20 protein-coding genes are annotated in these 21,311 nt (G+C 72.3%); 6 read left to right on the top strand and 14 right to left on the bottom strand.

Annotated features, from left to right (window positions below; all coding sequences use genetic code 11):
* The first annotated feature begins 328 nt into the window (after positions 1–328).
* Both PZB77_RS16850 and PZB77_RS16855 read left to right on the top strand, forming a co-directional pair.
* The gene (locus tag PZB77_RS16850; protein ID WP_275493419.1) at positions 329–1,333 is read left to right on the top strand and encodes a bifunctional lytic transglycosylase/C40 family peptidase; all 1,005 of its coding nucleotides are present in this window, start codon (positions 329–331) and stop codon (positions 1,331–1,333) included.
* 320 nt (positions 1,334–1,653) lie between these two features.
* Positions 1,654–2,379, top strand: a complete 726-nt coding sequence (locus PZB77_RS16855; protein WP_275493420.1) for a phosphatase PAP2 family protein — start codon at positions 1,654–1,656, stop codon at positions 2,377–2,379.
* Between the two features lie 257 nt (positions 2,380–2,636).
* On the opposite strand, the gene PZB77_RS16860 is transcribed toward PZB77_RS16855, so the two are convergent.
* Complete coding sequence (locus PZB77_RS16860) at positions 2,637–4,343, bottom strand: FAD-binding oxidoreductase (RefSeq protein ID WP_275493421.1); 1,707 nt, start codon at positions 4,341–4,343, stop codon at positions 2,637–2,639.
* Between the two features lie 282 nt (positions 4,344–4,625).
* On the bottom strand, positions 4,626–4,856 hold the full coding sequence (locus PZB77_RS16865; protein WP_275493422.1) for a hypothetical protein: 231 nt from the start codon (positions 4,854–4,856) through the stop codon (positions 4,626–4,628).
* 156 nt (positions 4,857–5,012) lie between these two features.
* On the opposite strand from PZB77_RS16865, the gene PZB77_RS16870 reads away from it, so the two are divergent.
* Positions 5,013–5,855, top strand: a complete 843-nt coding sequence (locus PZB77_RS16870) for a hypothetical protein (RefSeq protein WP_275493423.1) — start codon at positions 5,013–5,015, stop codon at positions 5,853–5,855.
* A 336-nt stretch (positions 5,856–6,191) separates the two neighbouring features.
* Positions 6,192–6,419 carry a hypothetical protein gene (locus PZB77_RS16875; protein ID WP_275493424.1) on the top strand — a complete coding sequence of 76 codons (228 nt, stop codon included), beginning with the start codon at positions 6,192–6,194 and terminating at the stop codon, positions 6,417–6,419.
* Between the two features lie 89 nt (positions 6,420–6,508).
* Here the strand turns inward: PZB77_RS16875 and PZB77_RS16880 are convergent, their stop codons facing one another.
* The gene (locus PZB77_RS16880; protein WP_275493425.1) at positions 6,509–6,895 is read right to left on the bottom strand and encodes a metal-sensitive transcriptional regulator; all 387 of its coding nucleotides are present in this window, start codon (positions 6,893–6,895) and stop codon (positions 6,509–6,511) included.
* 279 nt (positions 6,896–7,174) lie between these two features.
* Between PZB77_RS16880 and PZB77_RS16885 the strand changes: the two genes are divergently transcribed.
* Together PZB77_RS16885 and PZB77_RS16890 are read left to right on the top strand one after the other, a co-directional pair.
* Positions 7,175–7,795 carry a DUF47 family protein gene (locus tag PZB77_RS16885; RefSeq protein ID WP_275493426.1) on the top strand — a complete coding sequence of 207 codons (621 nt, stop codon included), beginning with the start codon at positions 7,175–7,177 and terminating at the stop codon, positions 7,793–7,795.
* A gap of 5 nt (positions 7,796–7,800) precedes the next feature.
* Positions 7,801–8,799, top strand: coding sequence for an inorganic phosphate transporter (locus tag PZB77_RS16890; RefSeq protein ID WP_275493427.1), 999 nt, complete (start codon positions 7,801–7,803; stop codon positions 8,797–8,799).
* Positions 8,800–9,069: 270 nt separating this feature from the next.
* Here the strand turns inward: PZB77_RS16890 and pstB are convergent, their stop codons facing one another.
* The 11 genes from pstB to mshD form a co-directional block, all read right to left on the bottom strand.
* Positions 9,070–9,846, bottom strand: a complete 777-nt coding sequence (gene pstB, locus PZB77_RS16895; protein WP_275493428.1) for a phosphate ABC transporter ATP-binding protein PstB — start codon at positions 9,844–9,846, stop codon at positions 9,070–9,072.
* A 62-nt stretch (positions 9,847–9,908) separates the two neighbouring features.
* On the bottom strand, positions 9,909–10,982 hold the full coding sequence (gene pstA, locus PZB77_RS16900; protein ID WP_275493429.1) for a phosphate ABC transporter permease PstA: 1,074 nt from the start codon (positions 10,980–10,982) through the stop codon (positions 9,909–9,911).
* Positions 10,979–11,974, bottom strand: coding sequence for a phosphate ABC transporter permease subunit PstC (pstC, locus tag PZB77_RS16905; RefSeq protein WP_275493430.1), 996 nt, complete (start codon positions 11,972–11,974; stop codon positions 10,979–10,981). The genes pstA and pstC overlap by 4 nt, the downstream gene beginning before the upstream one ends.
* A 191-nt stretch (positions 11,975–12,165) precedes the next feature.
* On the bottom strand, positions 12,166–13,311 hold the full coding sequence (gene pstS, locus PZB77_RS16910) for a phosphate ABC transporter substrate-binding protein PstS (protein WP_275493431.1): 1,146 nt from the start codon (positions 13,309–13,311) through the stop codon (positions 12,166–12,168).
* A 328-nt stretch (positions 13,312–13,639) separates the two neighbouring features.
* Positions 13,640–14,071, bottom strand: coding sequence for an NUDIX hydrolase (locus PZB77_RS16915; RefSeq protein ID WP_275493432.1), 432 nt, complete (start codon positions 14,069–14,071; stop codon positions 13,640–13,642).
* Entirely contained in the window at positions 14,068–15,108 is a 1,041-nt protein-coding gene (locus PZB77_RS16920) for a CHAD domain-containing protein (protein WP_275493433.1), read from the bottom strand. Before PZB77_RS16920 ends, PZB77_RS16915 begins: the two co-directional genes overlap by 4 nt.
* Positions 15,077–17,347: an RNA degradosome polyphosphate kinase gene (locus PZB77_RS16925; protein ID WP_275493434.1), complete on the bottom strand. Its 2,271-nt coding sequence runs from the start codon at positions 17,345–17,347 to the stop codon at positions 15,077–15,079. Before PZB77_RS16925 ends, PZB77_RS16920 begins: the two co-directional genes overlap by 32 nt.
* A 318-nt stretch (positions 17,348–17,665) precedes the next feature.
* On the bottom strand, positions 17,666–18,679 hold the full coding sequence (locus PZB77_RS16930; protein ID WP_275493435.1) for an ABC transporter permease subunit: 1,014 nt from the start codon (positions 18,677–18,679) through the stop codon (positions 17,666–17,668).
* Positions 18,676–19,593, bottom strand: a complete 918-nt coding sequence (locus PZB77_RS16935) for an ABC transporter ATP-binding protein (protein ID WP_275493436.1) — start codon at positions 19,591–19,593, stop codon at positions 18,676–18,678. The genes PZB77_RS16930 and PZB77_RS16935 overlap by 4 nt, the downstream gene beginning before the upstream one ends.
* Positions 19,590–20,003: a GntR family transcriptional regulator gene (locus PZB77_RS16940; protein WP_275493437.1), complete on the bottom strand. Its 414-nt coding sequence runs from the start codon at positions 20,001–20,003 to the stop codon at positions 19,590–19,592. The genes PZB77_RS16935 and PZB77_RS16940 overlap by 4 nt, the downstream gene beginning before the upstream one ends.
* Positions 20,004–20,153: 150 nt before the next feature.
* The gene (gene mshD, locus PZB77_RS16945; RefSeq protein ID WP_275493438.1) at positions 20,154–21,077 is read right to left on the bottom strand and encodes a mycothiol synthase; all 924 of its coding nucleotides are present in this window, start codon (positions 21,075–21,077) and stop codon (positions 20,154–20,156) included.
* Between the last annotated feature and the right edge of the window lie 234 nt (positions 21,078–21,311).

The following is a 21,311-nucleotide window of genomic DNA, read 5'->3' on the forward strand; positions in this document are numbered from 1 at the left end:
TCCCCTGGACGAGTCCCGCAGGTCCGCCCGGGACACAGCCCTCGGACGGCGTCCGGCAGACTCAGCCGCGAACACCGTCCGGCGAACACCGTCCCGCGAACACCGTCCCGCGAGACGCCGTCCGGCGGGCGCCCACTGCCGGGCACCGTCCCGGAGAGCCACGCCCACAGGGGGCCGGGGCGGAGGGCGGGCGCTGGGGGCGGAACGCGGAGGACGTCGGTCGGGGGGAGCACTCTGCGGAGGAGTCAGAGGTGCGTGTGCTTCGGTTGACTCGTACACACCCTCGAAAGGCCATGTGAACCACGGCTCGGTAGGGGATGGTTGAGGGGTGCGGAAATACTGGGTGTTCCTCGGCGGCGGGATCGGGCTGTGCCTCTGTTTCGTGGGGCTGCTCGTGGTCGGTACGTACTCCGCCGCCGCGGGCATCGCGGGGGCGGGCGGGGCGGTCGGGCTGGCCAAGGGAGCGGTGCCCGCGCGCTATCAGCCGCTCGTGGAGAAGTGGGGCACGCTCTGCGCCGCGATCAACCCGGCGCTGCTCGCCGCGCAGCTGTACCAGGAGAGCGGGTGGAATCCGCGGGCGCAGAGCGCGGCGGCCGCCCAGGGCATCGCCCAGTTCATCCCGGGTACGTGGGCGACGCACGGCCTCGACGGCGACGGTGACGGTGACCGGGACGTGTGGGACCCGGCGGACGCCATCCCCTCGGCGGCTTCGTACGACTGTGAGCTCGCCGGATACGTGAAGGACGTGCCGGGCGATCCGACCGACAACATGCTCGCCTCCTACAACGCGGGCGCCTACCGGGTCATCCGGTCCGGCGGGGTTCCCGCGATCGCCGAGACGCAGAACTACGTGAAGATCATCCGGTCCCTGGAGAAGAGCTTCGCGAAGCCGGTCGGCCGGGTGGCGCCCTCGCAGCAGGCGGCCGGGGCGATCTACTACGCGCAGCAGAAACTGGGCACCCCGTACCTCTGGGGCGGGAACGGCACGGCCGAGCAGGGCGGGCGGTTCGACTGCTCCGGGCTGACGCAGGCCGCGTACCGGAGCGTGGACATCGAGCTCCCCCGGGTCGCCAACGACCAGTACAACGCGGGGGCGCATCCCTCGCGGGACGAACTGCTCCCCGGTGATCTGGTCTTCTTCTCCGACGACTTGACCAATTCGCGGGCCATCCACCACGTGGGGATCTACGTCGGTGGCGGGTACATGATCAACGCGCCGTACACCGGTGCGGTGATCCGGTTCGACTCGATCGACAGTCCCGACTACTTCGGCGCGACGCGGGTCACCAAGGACGGCGCGGCGGCGCTTCCCACCGCTCTCCCGCAGGCCTGAGGATCCGACGTGACCCGGGAGGTGGCGGTGGCCGGAACATGGCGGAAGGCCCGGGGTCTGAACTGCGACGACGAGTCACTCTTCGATAACGTCATGGTGATCATTCGGTGGAGGGCGGAACCGTTGCCACCGGTAAGCCGTTCCCTGGGGGTGGGACGGCCGGCGCACTGACCGTGCGGCGGGCGCCCCGTGCCGTGCCGCGTCGCAGGACGCCCCGGCACGCACGCGGTACCGGATCACACCGGATGCGGGGGGTTCGACCACAGGCGGCGCGCAAGGACGCGCGCCGCGGCAGCAGACAAGGCAAGGGGCCTCGGCAGATGGCTGGACTCGCACTCGATGGGTCGAACCCCGACGTCAGCCTGCTCTACGACATCAACGGGCTGGCCAAGTCCGCACCCACCTGGCTCGACCACGTCATGGAGTTCGTCGGTGAGTACGGGATCATGCTCGGCATGGCCCTGGTGGTCCTGTGGTGCTGGTGGAGCGTGCGCCGGCGCGGCACGGCCGAGGACTCGGTGGCCGGGGTCGCGGCGCTCGTCTGGGCGCCGCTCGCCGCGGGCATCGCCCTCCTCGTCAACATCCCCATCCGGGGATTCGTGGAGCGCCCCCGCCCGTTCAAGGACCACCAAGGGCTCGACGTCCTCGTCGACGGCAAGAACGACTTCTCCTTCGTGAGCGACCACGCCACCATGGCGATGGCCGTCGCCGTCGGGATCTTCGTGGCCGGCCGCAAGTTCGGCCTGGTCGCGCTGGGCCTCGCGTTCGCGGAGGGGTTCTGCCGCGTCTACATGGGCGTGCACTACCCGACCGACGTCATCGGCGGCCTCGCCCTCGGCACGGCCGTGGTGCTCCTTCTGGCCCCTCTGGCGACGGCGCTGCTGACTCCGTTGGTGGCCGCGGTGTCGCGGTCACCGCGGGTGGGCTTCCTCGTGCGGTCCCGGCGGGTGGGCCTCCCGGCCGCCGGCCTCGGCTCCGCGCTCGGTGTTCCCGAGCCGAGGACGGGCCGCGACGGCGGAACGAGCGACAAGGATCTCGCCGCCTGACGGAGCGTCGGGCACAGGCACGCACGGCACGCGGGCGCACACGGCGCACGCGACCCACAGCAGGGCGCCGGACGACTTCCCGCAGGGCGTCGGTCTCCGTCAGGGACCGGCGCCCTGTCGCGTACGGCCACGGAGCAAGGCTCCCGTAGCGGTCGGCGCGGACGGGACCGCTGTCCCAGCCGCGGCCGTCCCAGACCCAGCCACGGCCATCACACACCCAGCCGCCGCCACCGCCGTCCCCGCCGCCGCCACCTCCCTCACGGCGTCTGCGGGCCGGCGAAGAGCTGCCCGGGGTCGTACCGCCCGCGGAGTTTGCCGAGGCGGTCGGCCGAGGTGCCGAAGTAGGCGTGACGCCAGTCGGTCAGCGTGGGGTCGGCGTAGTTCTGGTACGCCTCCCCGGAGGCGTGGGGGCGCATCGCCGCATGGGTGTTTTTCAGCCATCCCTGTGCCACGCTGCCGGCGGTGTTCGGCGGCCAGGAGGCGAGGTACTGGGCGAGCATCCGCGAGTCGCGGTGCACGAAGGCGGTCGCGTCCCGGGCGACCCGGTTGACCGCCCCTCCCAGCGCGGTGAGGATGACCGATCCCTCCGAGCCCCCGGCGCCGGCGAGGCGGCTGAACGCCTCGGCGCGGCCGGTGAGGGCGCGGATCCCCTCCGGCGGCAGCGAGCGGCTGAAGAAGTCGGAGGCCGCCGCGTACGTCTCGCGCCCGAGGGCTCCCCGGGCGGTGCGCCCCGGGGTCGTACCGGGCAGGTGGCACTCCTCGGCGGTGAGGCCCGCGCAGCCGGCGTAGAGCAGCATCGCCTCCTCGTAGCCGCGCCGGCGCAGGGAGACGGTGGACGCGGAGGAACCGGCGCGGTCGGCGAGCCGGTCCACCGCGTTCTGGAGGTCGCCGTAGGTGCCGAGGCTGAACGCGGAGAGCGTCACGGTCGGTTCGGCGCCGCCCGGTCTCGCCGAGAGGTGGAGGGAGGACCAGATCTCGTCCGGTTGGTCGGGGCCCCACTCCTGCCAGGCGGCGAGCACCGCACCGGCCCGGGACCACGGCCAGCTGAGGTCGCAGACGACGGTCCGCGGGGCGGGGGAGGTACGGAAGCGGAGGCGGGTGACGACGCCGAAGCCGCCGTTGCCCCCGCCGCGCAGTGCCCAGAAGAGGTCCTGGTTCCGGACGGTGTCGGCGGTCAGGGTGGCACCGTCCGCGGTGACCAGGGTGGCGGAGGTGAGGCTGTCGCAGGTCAGGCCGTACGCGCGGGACGCGACGCCGTGGCCGCCGCCGAGGGTGAGGCCGGATATCCCGACGGTGGCGCAGGAGCCGCCCGGGATCGTGAGGCCGTGGGCGCCGAGGCCCCGGTAGACGTCACCGAGCCGGGCACCCGCGCCGATGGTGCCGTCCCGGTCGACTCCGGACAGGGCCGAGACGTCGACGACGAGGCGTCCGTCGCCGCCGGAGCGGCCCGTGTAGGAGTGGCCGCCGCTGCGGATCGCCACGGGGGTGCCGGTGCGACGGGCGAAGGCGAGGCACTCGCGGATGTCGTCCTCGTGCCGTACGTAAGCGACGGCCGCGGGCCGCTGGGTGTCGAAGCGGGTGTTGTAGACCCGGCGGGCGGTGGCGTAGGCGGCGTCGTCGGGCCGTACGAGCGAGCCGTCGAGGCTGCGGCCGAGCGCGGGCCAGTCCGCCGGGGCGCCGCCGGTGGGGGTGGCGGCCGGGCCGGGAGACCCCGTCGTGCGCGGACGGGGGGAGGCGGCGGAGGGGCGGGGTGCGCCGGGGCGGCCGTCGTCCGGGTCGCCCGGTGCGGAGCAGCTCGCGGCGGCAGAGGCGAGCGCGGCGAGAGCGCCGGCGACCAGCACGGTGCGCCGGGCCGACGGCGACGCCGCGGAGGGCGGAGCCGTGGGCCGCCGGGTCGCGGTCTCCGGGGCGGGGACGGTCCGGGCCGGGGGTACGACCGGGCGCGGGGGACGGGGCTGGTTCATCGGGGAGACCTCCGGGGCCCGGGGCGGTGGTGACACGGCCGACCGGGACGCCGGCGCCGCCGTGTGCGCGGCGGTCCGGTGCGCCGGCCGGGAGGGGGACGGCGGTACGAGGACGCGGTAAGGGGACATCGGACGTCGGTACGGGGACATCGGTACGCCTGGCCGGTCGGGTGGGCTCGGCGCGGTACGCCCGGCCGGTCCGGTGGGCCCGGCGCGGTGGGATCGGGGGGACGGGAGGCAGGGGCGGGGGACAGAGGCCGGGGATCGGGGGCGCGCGGCCGGTCAGGCGGCCGTGCGGTGACGTTCGGCGTCGGTTCGGGCCAGGTCGCGCGAGCGGCGGGCCGGTCCGGACCAGCCGCAGGTACAGCGGGCGAGGCAGAACGAGCCCCGCTCGGTGGTGCTGGTGGTGTGGTCCTGACCAGCGGGAACGGTGGGAGGCGGGGCGGCGGGGCCGTCCGGCCGGGCGGTGCGCGCCGGGGTGCGCCGGACGGGGGGAAAAGCTTCCTGATGCACGCGCCCACGGTACTGGCGGGGCCGTCCGGGCGGGAGGGGTGCCGGGGTGCCCGCCGCCGATCGGGGTGGCCCGCCGTGACGGGGGACGGGGGCCGTCGTTATGCGGAACGGGCGAGGGCCCGGTTCCGGCGTGAGGTCGTTGGGGATTGGCAGGCGATGGTGGTGCGGCAGCACAGGTGCGAAGGCGCGGCACTGGCTGTCCGCGCGCTGGCCGTGGCGGGGGCGCTCGCGGTGCTCGCCGGCTGCTCCGGTGGGGGGAGCGGGACCGTCGAGGGCGCTCCTGCGGGCGAGCCGCCCGGCCAGGTGCTCGACCGGGCCGCGGACGTGCTCGCCGCATCCGGTGGGGCGGAGACGAACACCTCGATGGAGACCTCGGCCGGTGGCACGCGGGTCACGATCCGGGGGCAGGGGGCGTACGACTTCGGCAAGCAGCTCGGCCGCATCAAGGTGGTGCTGCCGAAGGACGCGGCCGGATCGGACGAGCACCGGCCGATCACCGAGCTGCTGACGCCCGGAGCGCTCTACATGAAGAACCGGGGCGCGGGCGTCCCCGAGGGCAAGTGGGTGCGGATCGACACCACGGTGCTGGCGGACGGCAACCTCGTCACCGGCGGGGTCACCGACCCGATGGCCGCCGCCGAGCTGCTGCGCCGGGCGCGGGGCGTGACGTACGTGGGGCGGACGGAGCTGGCGGGCGTCGGGGTCCGGCACTACCGGGGGACGGCCGACATCGGCAGCGCGGCGGGGGCCGCCTCGTCGCTGTCGAAGGCGGCGCTGAACGCGGCGGCGGACGGGTTCCGTACGCACGCGGTGCCCTTCGACGCGTACCTCGACGACGAGGGCCGGCTGCGGAAGGTCCGTCACCGCTTCACCTTCGCGGCCGAGGGACCGGCGGTGACGGTCGTCTCGACGATGCTCCTGTACGGCTTCGGGACACCGGTCACCGTGGAGCTGCCGAACCGGGCGGACCTCTACACGGGCGAGATCCGGCAGAGCTGAGGCGGCGGTGGCGACGGCAGCCGGTGCGGCGGCGGCGACGGCGGCCAAGACACGGGTGGCGAAGGCGGCCGAGACACGGGTGACGACGGCGGTACGGACGGTGGCGGGAGCAGTGCCGGGGGAGCAGCGCCCCCGTCGCCGATGGCTGGTTCTCGCCGCTCGTTCCGTCGTCGGCGGGCCGATTTCCCTCGGCGCCGACCGGGTGCACGGGTGTTCGGCGGGGGAGAGCGGCCCCCTTGGAAGCGGCCGAAATGGCCCGTCCGTGTCATGCGCGCGGCGCTTGACGATCCCTAGGCTTGGAGCCTGTGCGCCAAGGGCCGGCGACGGCAGAGAGAGGTGACGCAGGTGGTGACGCTCAGCGCTCCGAACGCGCAGGAATACGTGGCTCTCGCCGAGATCGAGCTCTGCGGCGAGCTGATGATCGCCGCGGCGTCCAGCCCCGAGGACCGGCTCAGCCCGGACCGCATCGACGAGGTGCTCAACGCGGGCGAGGTCCCCGGCGCGGCCGACGTCCCGCGCCGGACGGAGCGCCGGACGGAGTTCCGGACCGAGCGCCGGACCTGACGGAGAGGGCCCGGCCCCGGATCCCGCGACCCGGGCCCGCGCACCCCGCGTGCACGTCGGGCCCCGGCCCGCTTCTCCGTACGCGGACCTCAGGTACGCAGCAGGCGGGCGATGGCCTTGGTGGCCTCCTCGACCTTCGCGTCGATCTCGTCGCCGCCCTTGACGGCGGCGTCCGCGACGCAGTGGCGGAGGTGTTCCTCCAGCAGTTGGAGCGCGAAGGACTGCAGCGCCTTGGTGGACGCCGAGACCTGGGTGAGTATGTCGATGCAGTAGGTGTCCTCGTCGACCATGCGCTGGAGGCCGCGGATCTGGCCCTCGATCCGGCGCAGCCGCTTGAGGTGCTCGTCCTTCTGATGGTGATAGCCGTGGATGCCCCGGTCATGGTCGGTGACGATCTCCGCCGGGGGCGCGGCCGGGCTCGTGGCGGTCTCCGGGGGCGTGGGTCCCGCGGGCCCGGGGGCCTCGGTGGCGGTCATGGGGTCCTCCCGTTGGTGTGCGAGTCCGGGCCAGCCGGCGGCCGTACGGGCTGACGTACCCGCTCCGACCGGCCCGGACGCGGGGTGGCCGACCCCAGGACTCTCAAGGGCCGGTATACCCCGGGTGGGTATATGGTAACGAATCGAGCCGAAACGTGACCCGGGGGCCGTGCTGATCACGCGGGTCGATGGGCGACACTGAATGACGCCGGTTAGCCGTGGCCGGATGATGCGCCTAGCATCAGCCTGACCGAATCCAAAGCACCCCGAGGACCCCACGTGCGCTTTCGTCTGACCCCCAGGGAGACGAGCTTCTACGACATGTTCTCCGCATCAGCGGACAACATCGTCACGGGCTCGAAACTCCTGATGGAACTGCTCGGAGCGGATTCTTCCTCCCGGGCCGAGATCGCGGAGCGCATGCGGGCGGCGGAACACGCGGGGGACGACGCCACCCACGCGATCTTCCACCAGCTGAACTCCTCCTTCATCACGCCGTTCGACCGCGAGGACATCTACAACCTCGCGTCCTCGCTCGACGACATCATGGACTTCATGGAGGAGGCCGTCGACCTGGTCGTCCTGTACCAGGTCGAGGAGCTCCCCAAGGGTGTCGAGCAGCAGATCGAGGTGCTGGCCAGGGCGGCGGAGCTGACCGCCGAGGCCATGCCGGGGCTGCGGACCATGGACAACCTCACCGAGTACTGGATCGAGGTCAACCGGCTGGAGAACCAGGCGGACCAGATCCACCGCAAGCTGCTCGCCCAGCTCTTCAACGGCAAGTACGACGCCATGGAGGTGCTGAAGCTGAAGCAGATCGTGGACGTGCTGGAAGAGGCGGCCGACGCGTTCGAGCACGTCGCCAACACCGTGGAGACCATCGCGGTCAAGGAGTCCTGAACCTCGTGGACACCTTTGCGCTGATCGTGACCATCGGTGTCGCGCTCGGCTTCACGTATACGAACGGCTTCCACGACTCCGCGAACGCCATCGCCACCTCGGTCTCCACCCGCGCGCTGACCCCGCGGGCGGCCCTGGGGATGGCCGCGGTGATGAACCTGGCCGGCGCGTTCCTCGGACAGGGGGTCGCGAAGACGGTCAGTGAGGGGCTCATCGCCACGCCCGAGGGCCAGAAGGGGATGGGCATCCTCTTCGCGGCGCTGGTCGGCGCGATCGTCTGGAACCTCGTCACCTGGTACTTCGGCCTGCCGTCCTCCTCCTCGCACGCGCTCTTCGGCGGCATGGTCGGTGCGGCGCTGGCCGGCGGCACGCTGGTGCACTGGGACGGAGTGCTGGAGAAGATCGTCATCCCGATGTTCCTCTCCCCGTTCGTGGGCCTGGTCGTCGGTTACCTGTTCATGGTCGCGATCATGTGGATGTTCCGGAGGTCCAACCCGCACAAGGCCAAGCGCGGTTTCCGGATCGCGCAGACGGTCTCGGCGGCGGCCATGGCGCTCGGTCACGGTCTCCAGGACGCGCAGAAGACGATGGGCATCGTCGTGATGGCCCTGGTCATCGCCGACGTCGAGGGCCCGAACGACGAGATCCCGGTCTGGGTCAAGATCGTCTGTGCGCTGATGCTCTCGCTCGGTACGTACGCGGGCGGCTGGCGCATCATGCGGACACTCGGCCGGAAGATCATCGAGCTGGACCCGCCGCAGGGTTTCGCGGCCGAGATGACCGGCGCGTCGATCATGTTCGGTTCGTCCTTCCTCTTCCACGCCCCGATCTCCACCACGCACGTCATCACCTCCGCGATCATGGGTGTCGGTGCGACGAAGCGGGTCAACGCGGTCCGCTGGGGTGTCGCCAAGAACATCATCCTGGGCTGGTTCATCACCATGCCGGCGGCGGCGCTCGTCGCCGCGGCGAGTTACGGCGTCGTCTACCTGCTCTTCGGCTGACGCCCGTAACGGCTGGGTCCGCGAGCGCTGAGCCCGCGAGCGCTGAGCCCGTGCGTGCTGGGCCCGTGAGCGCTCACCCCGTGGACGCCGACGCCGACGACCGCGGACGCCCGTACCGACGGGTTCCGGATGTGGGGCCGCCCCCGTTCTCCTCCAGGAGAACGGGGGCGGCCCCTTTTCCGCCTCGCGGTGGCACCGCCATGCAGCACCGCGAGGCAGTCTGGGGGAAGGCCCGCCGCCGGAGGTGTCCGGGGCGGCGGGGGTTCCGGTCTATCCGAAGCGGCCCGAGATGTAGTCCTCGGTGGCCTGGACCGACGGGTTGGAGAAGATCCGTTCCGTCTCGTCTATCTCGATGAGGCGGCCCGGCATGCCGACCGCGGAGAGGTTGAAGAAGGCCGTGCGGTCGGAGACGCGCGCCGCCTGCTGCATGTTGTGCGTCACGATGACGATCGTGAAGCGCTCCTTCAACTCGCTGATCAGGTCCTCGACCGCGAGGGTCGAGATCGGGTCGAGCGCCGAGCAGGGCTCGTCCATCAGCAGGACCTCGGGCTCGACCGCGATGGCGCGGGCGATGCAGAGCCGCTGCTGCTGGCCGCCGGAGAGGCCGGAGCCCGGCTTGTTCAGGCGGTCCTTGACCTCGTTCCAGAGGTTGGCGCCCTGGAGCGACTTCTCGACGACGTCGTTCAGCTCGTTCTTGCGGTACGTGCCGTTCAGCCGCAGGCCCGCCGCGACGTTGTCGAAGATCGACATGGTCGGGAACGGGTTGGGGCGCTGGAAGACCATGCCGACCGTGCGGCGCACGGTGACCGGGTCGACGTTCGAGCCGTACAGGTTCTCGTCGTCGAGCATCACCTTGCCCTCGACGCGGCCCCCGGGGGTGACCTCGTGCATCCGGTTCAGGGTGCGCAGGAAGGTGGACTTGCCGCAGCCGGACGGGCCGATGAAAGCGGTCACGGAGCGGGGTTCCACGGTCATCGAGATGTCCTCGATGGCCTTGTGGCTGCCGTAGTAGGCGGTGAGGCCGCTGATGTCGATGCGCTTGGCCATCTGAATCACTGCTTCTTTCTGTTGGCCGCGTCAGCGGCCGGCCACGCGGCGGAGCCGCATATTCAGTGCTGCGGGGCTTTCCAGCGGGCGATGCCGCGGGCCACCAGATTGAGGATCATGACGAAGGCGATCAGCACCAGAGCGGCGCCCCAGGCACGGTCGTACGACGCCTCGGAGCCGACCTTGTACTGCTCCCAGATGTAGAAGGGGAGCGACGACTGCGGACCTTCGAAGGGGTTCGTGTTGATCAGCTGGCTGCCGAAGACCAGCAGGATGATCGGCGCGGTCTCACCGGCGACACGGGCGATGGCGAGCATGACGCCCGTGGTGATGCCGCCGATCGCGGTCGGCAGGACCACCTTCAGGATGGTGCGCCACTTCGGGATGCCGAGGGCGAGCGACGCCTCGCGCAGCTCGTTGGGGACGAGCTTGAGCATCTCCTCGGTGGAGCGGACCACGACCGGGATCATCAGGATCGTCAGGGCGAGCGCGCCCAGCATGCCGGAGGGCCCCAGGTCGGTCATGAGCATGATCGACAGGATGAAGAGGCCGGCGACGATGGAGGGGATGCCCGTCATCACGTCGACGAAGAAGGTGACGGCCTTGGCGAGCGCGCCCTTGCCGTACTCCACCAGGTAGACGGCGGTCAGCAGGCCGATCGGGGCGGAGATGACGGTCGCGATGCCGACCTGCTCCAGGGTGCCGACCAGCGCGTGGTAGACGCCGCCGCCCGCCTCGGTGGAGAGCACCCCGGCCATCGAGTGGGAGAGGAAGTAGCCGTCGAGGACCTTCGCGCCCCGGCTCACCGTCGTCCAGATGAGGGAGGCGAGCGGGATGATCGCGAGGATGAAGCAGACCCAGACCACGCTGGTCGCGAGGCGGTCCTTCGCCTGGCGCTGGTTCTCCACCGCGGTGGTGGTGACGTAGGAGATCGCGAGGAAGAGCAGGGCGGAGATCAGGCCCCACTGCACGCGGCTGTCCAGGCCGGCCGCGGTGCCGATGCCGACACCGAGGACGATCGCGGCGACGGCGAACCCGAGCGGCGCCCAGCGCGGGAGGGCGCGGCGGCTGAGGTTGCCGGCGGACGGGGGCGTGGGCGTCGGACGGTCCTGGACGCCGGTCGGTGCGTGGCTCATGCGTTGGCCCCCGAGTACTCCTTGCGGCGGGCGATGATGAGCCGGGCCGCGCCGTTGACCAGCAGGGTGAGCACGAAGAGGACGAGACCGGAAGCGATCAGGGCGTCACGCCCGAGCTGGTTGGCCTCGTCGAACTTCGCGGCGATGTTCTGGGCGAAGGTGCCGCCGCCCGGGTTGAGCAGGTGGAACGAGATGAGGAAGCTCGGCGACAGGACGGTGGCGACGGCCATCGTCTCGCCGAGGGCGCGGCCGAGGCCGAGCATCGAGGCGGAGATCACGCCGGAGCGGCCGAAGGGCAGCACCGAGAGGCGGATGACCTCCCAGCGGGTGGCGCCGAGGGCCAGGGCGGCTTCCTCGTTCATCTTCGGGACCTGGAGGAAGACCTCGCGGCTGACGCTGGTCACGATCGGCAGGATCATGATCGCGAGCAGGATGCCGACGGTGAAGAGCGAGCGGGCGACGCCGACCTCGGTCTTCTCGAAGAGGTAGGTCCAGCCGAAGAACTGGTCGAGCCAGAGGTTGAGCCCCTCCAGGTTCGGGACCAGGACGAGGGCGCCCCAGATGCCGTAGACGATCGAGGGGACCGCGGCGAGCAGGTCGACGACGTAGGCGAGCGGCGCGGCCAGCTTGCGCGGCGCGTAGTGCGAGATGAAGAGGGCGATGCCGACGGCGATCGGGACCGCGATGACCATCGCGACGATCGAGCTGACGACGGTGCCGAAGAGCAGGACCGCGATGCCGAAGACCGGCGGGTCGCCCGCCGGGTTCCAGTCGAAGGTGGTGAGGAAGTTGCCTTCGTCCTTCGAGACGGCGAGTACGGCGCGGTAGGTGAGGAACACGGCGATGGACGCCATGATCACGAGCAGCAGGATGCCCGAACCCCGGGAGAGCCCCAGGAAGACTTTGTCGCCGGCGCGCCCGGTGGACTTCGCCGGAGGGACCTGACGGGCCGGCGGCGCCGGCGGACTGTCTATCGGTGTGGTGGAGGCCATGGTCTTTCCGGTCTGTGTGAGGGAGCGGGGCTCCCCTGGCGGCGGTGCACCGGATGGGATTGCGCGGCGGCCGGCGGCGGGCGCCCCGCGCGGGGCGCCCGCCGGACCGGGAGCCGGTCGTACGGGTCCGTGCGGCCCGGTCCGGCTGGGAGGACCGGACCGCACGGGGTTCCGCCGGAGCGGAGGTGTGGTTACGAGAGGGCGGCGATGGTCTCGCGGACCTTCGCGTTGATCTCGGCCGGGATCGGGGCGTAGCCGGCCTCGGTGAGGACCTTCTGGCCCGCGTCCGAAGCGGTGTAGGTCAGGAAGGACTTGACCGTCGGGAGGGTCTCGGCCTTGTTGCCGGTGTCGCAGACGACCTCGTACGTGACCAGGACGATCGGGTAGGCGCCCTCGGCCTTGGTGGTGTAGTCGAGGTCGAGCGCCAGGTCCTTGCCGGTGCCCTTGATCTTGGCGGCGGCGATGGCGGTGGAGGCGTTCTCCGAGGAGGCCTTGACCGGGGCGGCCGCGCCGGTGTTGATGTCGACGGTGGAGATCGACTGCGAGGTGGCGTAGGAGAGCTCGAAGTAACCGATCGAGCCGTCGACCTGCTTCACCTGGGTGGCGACGCCTGAGGAGCCGCTCGCGGCCTGGCCACCGGGGGCCGGCCACTTCTTCTCGGGCTCGTACTTCCAGTTGTCACCGGCGGTGGCGGCGAGGTACTTGCCGAGGTTCTGCGTGGTGCCGGAGTCCTCGGAGCGGTGGAAGGGCTGGATCGCCTTGTCCGGCAGGTCGACGCCCGGGTTGAGCTTGGCGATGGCCTCGTCGTTCCACTTCTTGATCTTCGTGTCGAAGATCTTGGCGAGGGTGGGGGCGTCCAGCGTCAGGCTGTCGACACCTTCGAGGTGGAAGCCGATCGCGATCGGACCGCCGACCATCGGGAGGTTGATGCCCTGACCGGTCTTGCAGATCTTCTTCGAGTCGGCGACCTCTTCCGGCTTGAGCGCGGAGTCGGAGCCGGCGAAGCCGACGGAGCCCTGGTTGAAGGCGATGATGCCTTCGCCGGAGGAGGAGGACTTGTAGTTGACCTCGACGCCGGGACAGGCGGCCATGTAGTTCTTGACCCAGAGGTCGACGGCGTTCTTCTGCGCGCTGGAACCGGAAGCCAGCAGCTGGCCGGTCGCGCCGTCGCAGGAGATGTCCGAGGCGGCGGGGGCCGAGGCCGCGCTGCTGCTGCCGCCCGTCGTGTCGTTGCTGGTGTTGTCGTCCGAACCGCACGCCGTGAGGACCAGGGCGCCGGAGACGGCGAGGGCACCGAGCGCGGTGGCACGAAGCCGGTTCTTGCGCTGAAGCTTCACTTTCGGGTGTTTCCTTCCAGAAGCCGCCGTGGTCGGTACGTTCTACGACGGCGTGCGATGAGGAGTGGTGGGTTGGCTGAGCGCCTCGCACCGTGTACGTCCGAAATTAGGCAGAACAGGTGAAGCCGCCTACGGGGCGGAGTGAACGGAAGGTGAACCGTGTCGGGCGGTGCGGGGTTGCCCGGGGCGTGCCGCACGCGACGGTACGCCCCGCGGCCCCGACGGCCGGGTGGGGCCGCGGGGCGTCGGGGCCCTGCGGGGCAGGGGCGCCGGTGGAGCGGCGGGCCGGGACGCGGGTCGCGTACCGCTCACGGGCCCGCTGTCCGGGTCAGGCGCCCGGGTCGGACACGGTCCGGGCGGCGCTGATCAGCGCGTCGAGGGGGACCCGGTCGGCGGGACGGGTCAGCCGGGCGCGTGCGGCGGCGGGGGAGAGCCAGGCGATGCGGTCGACCTCGTCGTTGGGCACGAACGAGCCGCCCGTGGCCGGGGCCTCCCAGTAGAGGACCTCCTTGGGGTGCCCGTTCACCTCGTACCGCAGGGTGGGCAGCGGGGTGCCGGGGGTGCAGTGGTGCCCGGTCTCCTCCAGTACCTCGCGGACCGCCGCGTCCCGTGCGTTCTCGCCGCGCTTCAGCTTGCCCTTGGGGTGCGACCAGTCGTCGTACCGCGGCCGGTGGACGAGGCACACCTCCAGCCCGCCGCCCTCGGGTGAGCGGCGCCAGAGCACGCAGCCGGCGGCGAGCACCGGCCCGGGGGCGCTCATGGCGCCGCCACGGCCGGGGCGTAGGGCCAGGTCTCGCGGAAGACGCAGCGGGCGGCGTCCACCTCGTGGCGCTGGTCGGCGTGGAGCACGCCCAGGGCGTACGCGGTGGCGGGGGCGATGCGCGGGGTGCGAGCCGCCGCCGAGGCGGCCGAGGCGGCCTCGGCGGCTTCCCGGTGCAGGTCGAGGGCGCGTTCCGGGCCGGTGAGGACCGGGTCGGGTCGGCCCGCGACCACTTCGCGGGCGTAGCGGTGCAGCCGGAGCAGCAGCCGGATCTGGTGCCAGTGCGCGTCGTGGGCCTCGTTGTAGACGTCGGCCGCGCCGGCGGCCGGCAGGACGTCGACCGCGCCGAGGAGGCGTTGCCGGGCGTGCTCGGCGGGGCCGTGGAGGGTCTCCGCGGCGGGGGCGCCGGCGTCGGGGGTCAGCGGTACCTCGGAGGCGAGCAGGGCGACGGAGTCGGCGACCGCGTGGAAGCGGGAGGAGCCGAGTGCCTGGAGGGCGGCCGAGTGGGCGCGGGTGCGGGCCAGGGTGAGCTGGCGTTCCAGCAGGGCTCCGGCGCGGGCGGCACCGACGTCCAGGGCGGCCCGGTCGGTGGCCGCGCCGCCGGTGGCGGGACCGGTCCCCGAGGCGCCGGCCTTGCCGGTGCGGGCGGCCGGGAGGTGGGCGCCGGAGAGCCGGTGGAGGGCTTCGAGCAGCCGCAGCAGCCGGGTGGAGCAGTCGTGCTCGCGCGCGAGGGTGCCGGAGAGCCAGGCGAGCTCGGCGCGGAGCTGGTCGGCCCAGCCGGGGTCGAGGAGCCCTCTGAACGTGTGCAGCGAGCCGCTGATGCGGCGGGCCGACCGGCGCAGTGCGCGGGCGGCCTCCTCCGCGCCCCGGGGGCCGGAGTCCGTGGGGGCACTCTGTTCGCGGTGCAGGCGCAGACTCCGCAGGAAGTCGGCCGCCTGGGCCCGCAGGTACGGCGCCAGGAGCGCCTCGGCGGTCAGTGCCGTGGCGGTACCGGGCATCTGCTGGTCAGGGCGTCGCACGCCTGCGCCTCCGTGCATCAATGAGCATTTCCTGTACGTGCCGCAGGGGCTGGCCGTCCGCGTCCGTGGAGTGGCGGGTCCACTCGCCGTCGGGGCCCAGGTGCCACGACGAGGTGGTGTCGGCCATGCCGGTCTCCAGGAGCCGGCTGAGTGCGGCCCGGTGGGCGGGGTCGGTGACCCGGACCAGTGCTTCGATCCGGCGGTCGAGGTTGCGGTGCATCATGTCGGCGCTGCCGAACCAGACCTCGGGCTCGCCCCCGTTGCCGAAGGAGAAGAGCCGGGAGTGTTCGAGGAAGCGGCCGAGTATCGACCGGACCCGGATGTTCTCGGAGAGGCCCGGGACGCCGGGGCGGATCGCGCAGATGCCGCGGACCCAGATGTCGACGGGGACGCCCGCCTGCGAGGCCCGGTAGCAGGCGTCGATGATCGCTTCGTCGACCATGGAGTTGACCTTGAAGCGGACGGAGGCGGGGCGTCCGGCGCGGTGGTGGGCGATCTCCTTGTTGACGCGGGCGACCAGCCCGTCGCGGAGCGACTTGGGGGCGACCAGCAGCCGGCGGTAGGTCTCGCGGCGGGAGTAGCCGGAGAGCCGGTTGAAGAGGTCGGAGAGGTCGGCGCCGACCTGGGGGTCCGCGGTGAGCAGGCCGATGTCCTCGTAGAGGCGGGCCGTCTTGGGGTGGTAGTTGCCGGTGCCGACGTGGGAGTAGCGGCGCAGGGTGTCGCCCTCCTGACGGACGACGAGCGACAGCTTGCAGTGGGTCTTCAGCCCGACGAGGCCGTAGACGACGTGGCAGCCGGCCTCTTCCAGCTTGCGGGCCCACTTGATGTTGGCCTGCTCGTCGAAGCGTGCCTTGATCTCGACGAGGACGAGGACCTGCTTGCCGGACTCGGCGGCGTCGATCAGGGCGTCGACTATGGGGGAGTCGCCGGAGGTGCGGTAGAGCGTCTGCTTGATCGCGAGGACGTCGGGGTCGCCCGCGGCCTGCTCCAGGAACGCCTGGACGGAGGTGGAGAAGGAGTCGTACGGGTGGTGGAGCAGCACGTCCCGTTCGCGGAGCGCGGCGAAGACGTCCGGCGCGGAGGCGGACTCGACCTCGGCGAGGTCGCGGTGGGTGCCGGCGATGAACTTGGGGTACTTCAGCTCCTGCCGGTCCAGCGACGCTATGCCGAAGAGTCCGGTGAGGTCGAGCGGGCCGGGGAGCGGGTAGACCTCGGCGTCGGTGACCTTCAGCTCGCGGACGAGCAGGTCGAGGACGTACGGGTCGATGGACTCCTCGACCTCCAGGCGCACCGGCGGGCCGAAGCGGCGCCGCATGAGTTCCTTCTCCAGGGCCTGGAGGAGGTTCTCGGCGTCGTCCTCCTCGACCTCCAGGTCCTCGTTCCGGGTGACCCGGAACATGTGGTGGGCGAGCACCTCCATGCCGGGGAAGAGCTCTTCCAGGTGGGCGGCGATGACGTCCTCGATGGGGACGTGGCGCTGCGGGGACGCCTCCAGGAACCGGGTGAGCAGCGGCGGCACCTTGACCCGGGCGAAGTGGCGGTGGCCGCTGACCGGGTTGCGTACGACGACGGCGAGGTTGAGCGAGAGGCCGGAGATGTACGGGAAGGGGTGCGCCGGGTCGACCGCGAGCGGGGTGAGGACGGGGAAGACGCGCTGGCGGAAGAAGGTGAAGAGGCGGGCCTGTTCCTTCTCCGTGAGGTCGGGCCAGCGGATCAGCTGGATGCCTTCGTCGGAGAGGGCCGGGGCGATGTCCTGCTGGTAGCAGGCGGCGTGCCGGGCCATGAGCTCGCGGGAGCGGGTCCAGATCTGTTCCAGCACCTCGCGGGGCTGGAGCCCGGAGGCGGAGCGGGTGGCGACGCCGGTGGCGATGCGGCGCTTGAGTCCGGCGACCCGGACCATGAAGAACTCGTCGAGGTTCGACGCGAAGATGGCGAGGAAGTTAGCCCGTTCGAGGAGGGGCGTCGTGGGGTCCTCGGCCAGTTCGAGAACGCGTTCGTTGAATGCGAGCCAGCTGCGTTCCCGGTCCAGGAAGCGGTCCGGGGGCAGGCCGCCGCCGTCCCGGCGCGGCTCGTAGGAGTCGGCGTCGGCGTCGAGGCCGGGGTCCAGGTCGGCGGAGGTGGAGAAGCCCGTCGCGCCCCGGGAACCGGAGGAGACCGCGGGCGGGCGGTGTGCGGCGAGCGAGCCGGCCGTCGGCTGGGCCGGCGGGGTCGACTGGGCGGGCTGGACCGGGACCTCGGCGCTGGGCTGCTGGCTCATGGACCCATTCTTCCCGCTGAATGGCCCTATGGGCGCGTCGGAGCCGGGAAAGATCGCGGAAGGTCCGGGAGGGCGCTGAGGCTTTCCGTTGCGGGGGGCGGGCACAGCTGGCTGCATTCCGTGAGCGTCGCAAGCGAGTCTGAATGGCTGGTAACGGCGACATGACATGCAGGGAGCGGTAGGGACGCGGGGTGGGGACGTGCGGGGGCGCCCGCGGGCCGGTGAGCGCCCCTCCCGGGTGACCTGTGCGTACCGGCGCGCGTCCCGTCCGTGCTCTCCCCCGTGGAGCCCGGACGGGACGGCGGTGGTCGCGCCGGATCAGGCGTGCGGGCGGCGCAGCAACCGGTACGCGGTGTACACGGCCAGGGCCGCGACGGCGAGCAGGACGCCGCTCTCGACGAGCTGGAGCGGCCAGCGGTGGGATTCCGGGTGGTAGTCCACGAAGCGGCCGGTGATGCCCAGCGCGTCCCGGCACGCCTCGCCGGCCCCGGAGTCGCCGACGCAGGTGCCGGCGGGCAGGCGCTCGCCGGTGGGGGTGAGGTAGCCGGTGTCCACCACCCACCGGTCCCGCTGGAAGCCGCCGGTCGAGGCGGTGGGATGGGTCGCCGTCACGACCGGCCAGAGGTGAGCGCGTACCGCGTCGAACCCGTACACCGCGATGCCCTGGGCGGCCAGCGCCGCGGCCATGGACCGGAGAGTGACGCGCAGCAGCAGTCCGGCGAGGGTGCCGACGGCCAGGGCGAAGAGCGCGTAGGCGAGGGGGAGCACCCCGGTCGCGCTGCGCAGCCCGTCGTACCAGCTGTCGGAGTACTCCTCCGCTCTTCCCGAGGCCCAGGCTCGCGCGGTCCCCAGGACGAGGGTCGCTGCCACGACCGCCGTCGCGGGGACGGCCAGCTTCGCGGTCAGCCAGCGGGCGGGCGACACGGACTGGGTCCACGCGAGGCGGTGGGTCCCGCTCTCCAGTTCCCGTCCGATCGCGGGGCCCGCCATGAACGCCCCGTACACGGCGGGCAGGAGCGTCAGCATCAGGGCGGCGCAGCGCTGTGCGCGGTAGAGGAGGAACTGGCTGTCCATGTGGTCACGGACGGTCTGCGCGCAGGTGAGGGTCGGGGTCGTGTCACCCGTCGGGCAGCCGGCGCGGGAGAAGACGTCGGCGTCGTGGCCGACCCACAGCGTCACGGCCACCAGCCCGGCGACGGCGAGGACGGTGAGGAGGGCCAGCAGGTGGAACGGGCGCCGGTGCTGACGGAAGACTGCCCGCGCGGGACCGCGCAGGCCCGGTGAGGTGGCTGGGGCGGCGGTTGCGGGTCGGGGCGGGGCGAGGGTGCTCATGGCGCGGTCACCGTCCGGGAGTCGTCGTGGCGGGCGCTGTCGCGGCCGGAGTCGGTGATCGTCAGGGCCGGGGCGTCGGGGGACCGGAGGTGGGCGAGCAGCAGTTCCTCCAGGGAAGGGGCGGCGACCGCCCAGGCGTCACGGTCCACCGGGCCTTCGGGCCTGACCAGTGCGGTGAGCTGACGGCCCGTGGTGCGCGACTCGACCACCGTGTGCGGGGCGAGGTCGGCGGCCTGCCCGGTGAGGACGGCGTGCGCCGCGAGGATCTCCTCGGTGCCACCGGCGAGCCGGATCCGGCCGCCGTCGACGAGGAGGAGGTGGTCGCAGGCGCCCTCCAGCTCGGTGAGAACGTGCGAGGACATGACGATGGTGGTCCCCCGGTCGGCGGCATCCGCCATCAGCAGCCCCATCAACCGGTGGCGCACCAGCGGATCGAGATCGGCCATCGGCTCGTCCAGCAGCAGCAGTTCGGGCCGCTTGCCGAGGGCGAGCGCGAGAGCGAGGCGGGTGCGTGAACCGCCGGAGAGCGTGCGCACCCTGGATCCGCGCGGGAGGTCTTCGACGAAGCGCCCGGCGGCCTTGGCGTCCCAGGTGCCGGGGTTGAGGTCGGCGCCCGTCCGCAGGGTCTCCGCCACGGTCAACTGTCCGTAGAGCGGCTTCTCCTGGGCCACGTACCCGATGCGTGCGCGGGCTTCGGCGGGGGTGGTGCCGAGCACCCTCAGCGTTCCCTCGGCGGGGCGGAGCAGCCCGGCGGCGAGGGCGAGCAGGGTGGACTTGCCGGCCCCGTTGGAGCCGACCAGGGCGGAGACCCGCCCTGCGGGCAGCCGGAAGGAGCAGTGGCGCAGGGCCCAGTGCTCCTTCCCGCGCCGGTAGGTCGTGCCGAGGCCGTCGGCCTCGATCGCGGCGACTGTCATGCGTTCGTTTCCCCCTCGAATGCGCTGTCCAGAAGCGTGCTGAAGAGTGCGCTCATGTCGTCCCGGTCCCAACCTGCGTCGCGTGCCTGGCCGACCCAGTCGGCGAGTGCGGAACGGAGCGGGGTGTCCACCGCGGCCGCCGCGCCGCCGCCCAGGGTGCGCCGCACGAAGGTGCCGAGGCCGCGCCGGGCCTCGACCAGCCCTTCGCGTTCCAGCTCGCGGTAGGCCTTGAGCACCGTGTTCGGGTTGATCGCGGTCGCTTCGACGACCTCGCGCGCGGTGGGCAGCCGGTCCCCCGGCTCCAGCACGCCCAATCGGAGTGCCTGTTTGGTCTGCTGCACGATCTGCAGGTAGGTGGCGATACCGCTGCGCCGGTCGATGCGGAACTCGACCGCTGCGGACCCTGCCATGCGTTCACCGCCCTTTCACTAATTAAGTAGTGAAAGACTGGTGGAAAAGAGGGGGCGGCGTCAAGTGACGCCGCCCCCGGGGCGGTTCGACAGCGCTGCGGACCGTCCGGCCGCCGCGCACAGGAGGTGATGGACCGCCAGGGCAGCGGGTTACGACTCCGTGCGGTACATCAGGTCCACCTCGTGGGTGGTGAAGCCCATCCGCTCGTACACCGTCACGGCCGCCACGTTGTCCGCGTCCACGTACAGCATCGCGACGGGCAGGCCCTCGGACGCCAGGTGGCGCAGTCCGGTGGCGGTCAGCGCCTTGCCGAGGCCGCCGCCCTGCGCGTCGGGCCGGATGCCGACCACGTACACCTCGCCCAGCTGCTCCTCGGCGTGCACCTTCGTCCAGTGGAAGCCGATGAGCTCACCGTCGCGCTCGGCCAGGAAGAAGCCCTTCGGGTCGAACCAGGACTCGGCCTTGCGGTCGTCCAGGTCCCGCTGGGTGAGGGCGCCCTGCTCCGGGTGGTGGGCGAACGCGGCGCTGTTCACCGCGAGCCAGGCGGTGTCGTCCTGGCCGGGCACGAAGGTGCGCACGGTGACGCCCTCGGGCAGCACCGGCTCCGGGACGTCGAGCGGGACCAGGGGGCGCCGGAGCTGGCGCAGTTCGCGGAAGAGGCTGAGCCCGAGCACCTGCGAGAGGTGGCGGGCGGCCGGGCCGCCGCCGTGCGCCCACACCCGCAGCCGCTTGCCGCTGGCTGCGAGCAGGGCGGCGCCCAGGGCCCGCCCGTGGCCGAGGCCGCGCTGTTCGGGGAGGACGACGAGCTCGGCGGCCGGGGCCTCCACGGGGTCGGTGTCCTCCAGCTGCGCGTACCCGGCCAGGACGCCGCCGCTGGTCAGCAACAGGTGGCGGACGCCGGGGCGGTGGCCGCCCCGGAGGTAGAGCCGTCCCTGTTCGGAGACCGCCTGCCGGCCGTCCGTCCGGGCGGCCTCCGCGAGCAGGTCGAGTACGGCGTCGGCCTGGCCGGGGGCGAGCACGTCCAGCGTCTGGATCTCGCGGCCGGGCGCGGGGAGGGGTACGTCAGTCGTCATACGGACGAGCGTACGGCGGACGGCCCGCCCGGTGGCGGTACGGGCGGGGTGACGGCCACCGGGGGCCGTCCCGGGCCGCCGGAATCCGATTGTCGTCGGTCACCGGTTCGGACAGGGAACCGGCATGGTGAGGGGGAGCGAGAACGGCCTCAGGGGCCGGCGCGCGGACAACCTCCCGGTTCCGCGGGCCGAGCTCCACGAGGACGCGGTCAACTCCCCGCGGTCCACCGGCGC

The organism is Streptomyces sp. AM 2-1-1 (assembly GCF_029167645.1).
Taxonomy (GTDB): Bacteria; Actinomycetota; Actinomycetes; order Streptomycetales; family Streptomycetaceae; genus Streptomyces.

Coding starts and splice junctions, on each gene's coding strand:
- PZB77_RS16855 (WP_275493420.1), top strand. CDS start 1,654: ATGGCTGGACTCGCACTCGATGGGTCGAACCCCGACGTCAGCCTGCTC.
- PZB77_RS16860 (WP_275493421.1), bottom strand. CDS start 4,343: ATGAACCAGCCCCGTCCCCCGCGCCCGGTCGTACCCCCGGCCCGGACC.
- PZB77_RS16870 (WP_275493423.1), top strand. CDS start 5,013: ATGGTGGTGCGGCAGCACAGGTGCGAAGGCGCGGCACTGGCTGTCCGC.
- PZB77_RS16880 (WP_275493425.1), bottom strand. CDS start 6,895: ATGACCGCCACCGAGGCCCCCGGGCCCGCGGGACCCACGCCCCCGGAG.
- pstB (WP_275493428.1), bottom strand. CDS start 9,846: ATGGCCAAGCGCATCGACATCAGCGGCCTCACCGCCTACTACGGCAGC.
- pstA (WP_275493429.1), bottom strand. CDS start 10,982: ATGAGCCACGCACCGACCGGCGTCCAGGACCGTCCGACGCCCACGCCC.
- pstC (WP_275493430.1), bottom strand. CDS start 11,974: ATGGCCTCCACCACACCGATAGACAGTCCGCCGGCGCCGCCGGCCCGT.
- PZB77_RS16915 (WP_275493432.1), bottom strand. CDS start 14,071: ATGAGCGCCCCCGGGCCGGTGCTCGCCGCCGGCTGCGTGCTCTGGCGC.
- PZB77_RS16920 (WP_275493433.1), bottom strand. CDS start 15,108: ATGCACGGAGGCGCAGGCGTGCGACGCCCTGACCAGCAGATGCCCGGT.
- PZB77_RS16925 (WP_275493434.1), bottom strand. CDS start 17,347: ATGAGCCAGCAGCCCAGCGCCGAGGTCCCGGTCCAGCCCGCCCAGTCG.
- PZB77_RS16930 (WP_275493435.1), bottom strand. CDS start 18,679: ATGAGCACCCTCGCCCCGCCCCGACCCGCAACCGCCGCCCCAGCCACC.
- PZB77_RS16935 (WP_275493436.1), bottom strand. CDS start 19,593: ATGACAGTCGCCGCGATCGAGGCCGACGGCCTCGGCACGACCTACCGG.
- PZB77_RS16940 (WP_275493437.1), bottom strand. CDS start 20,003: ATGGCAGGGTCCGCAGCGGTCGAGTTCCGCATCGACCGGCGCAGCGGT.
- mshD (WP_275493438.1), bottom strand. CDS start 21,077: ATGACGACTGACGTACCCCTCCCCGCGCCCGGCCGCGAGATCCAGACG.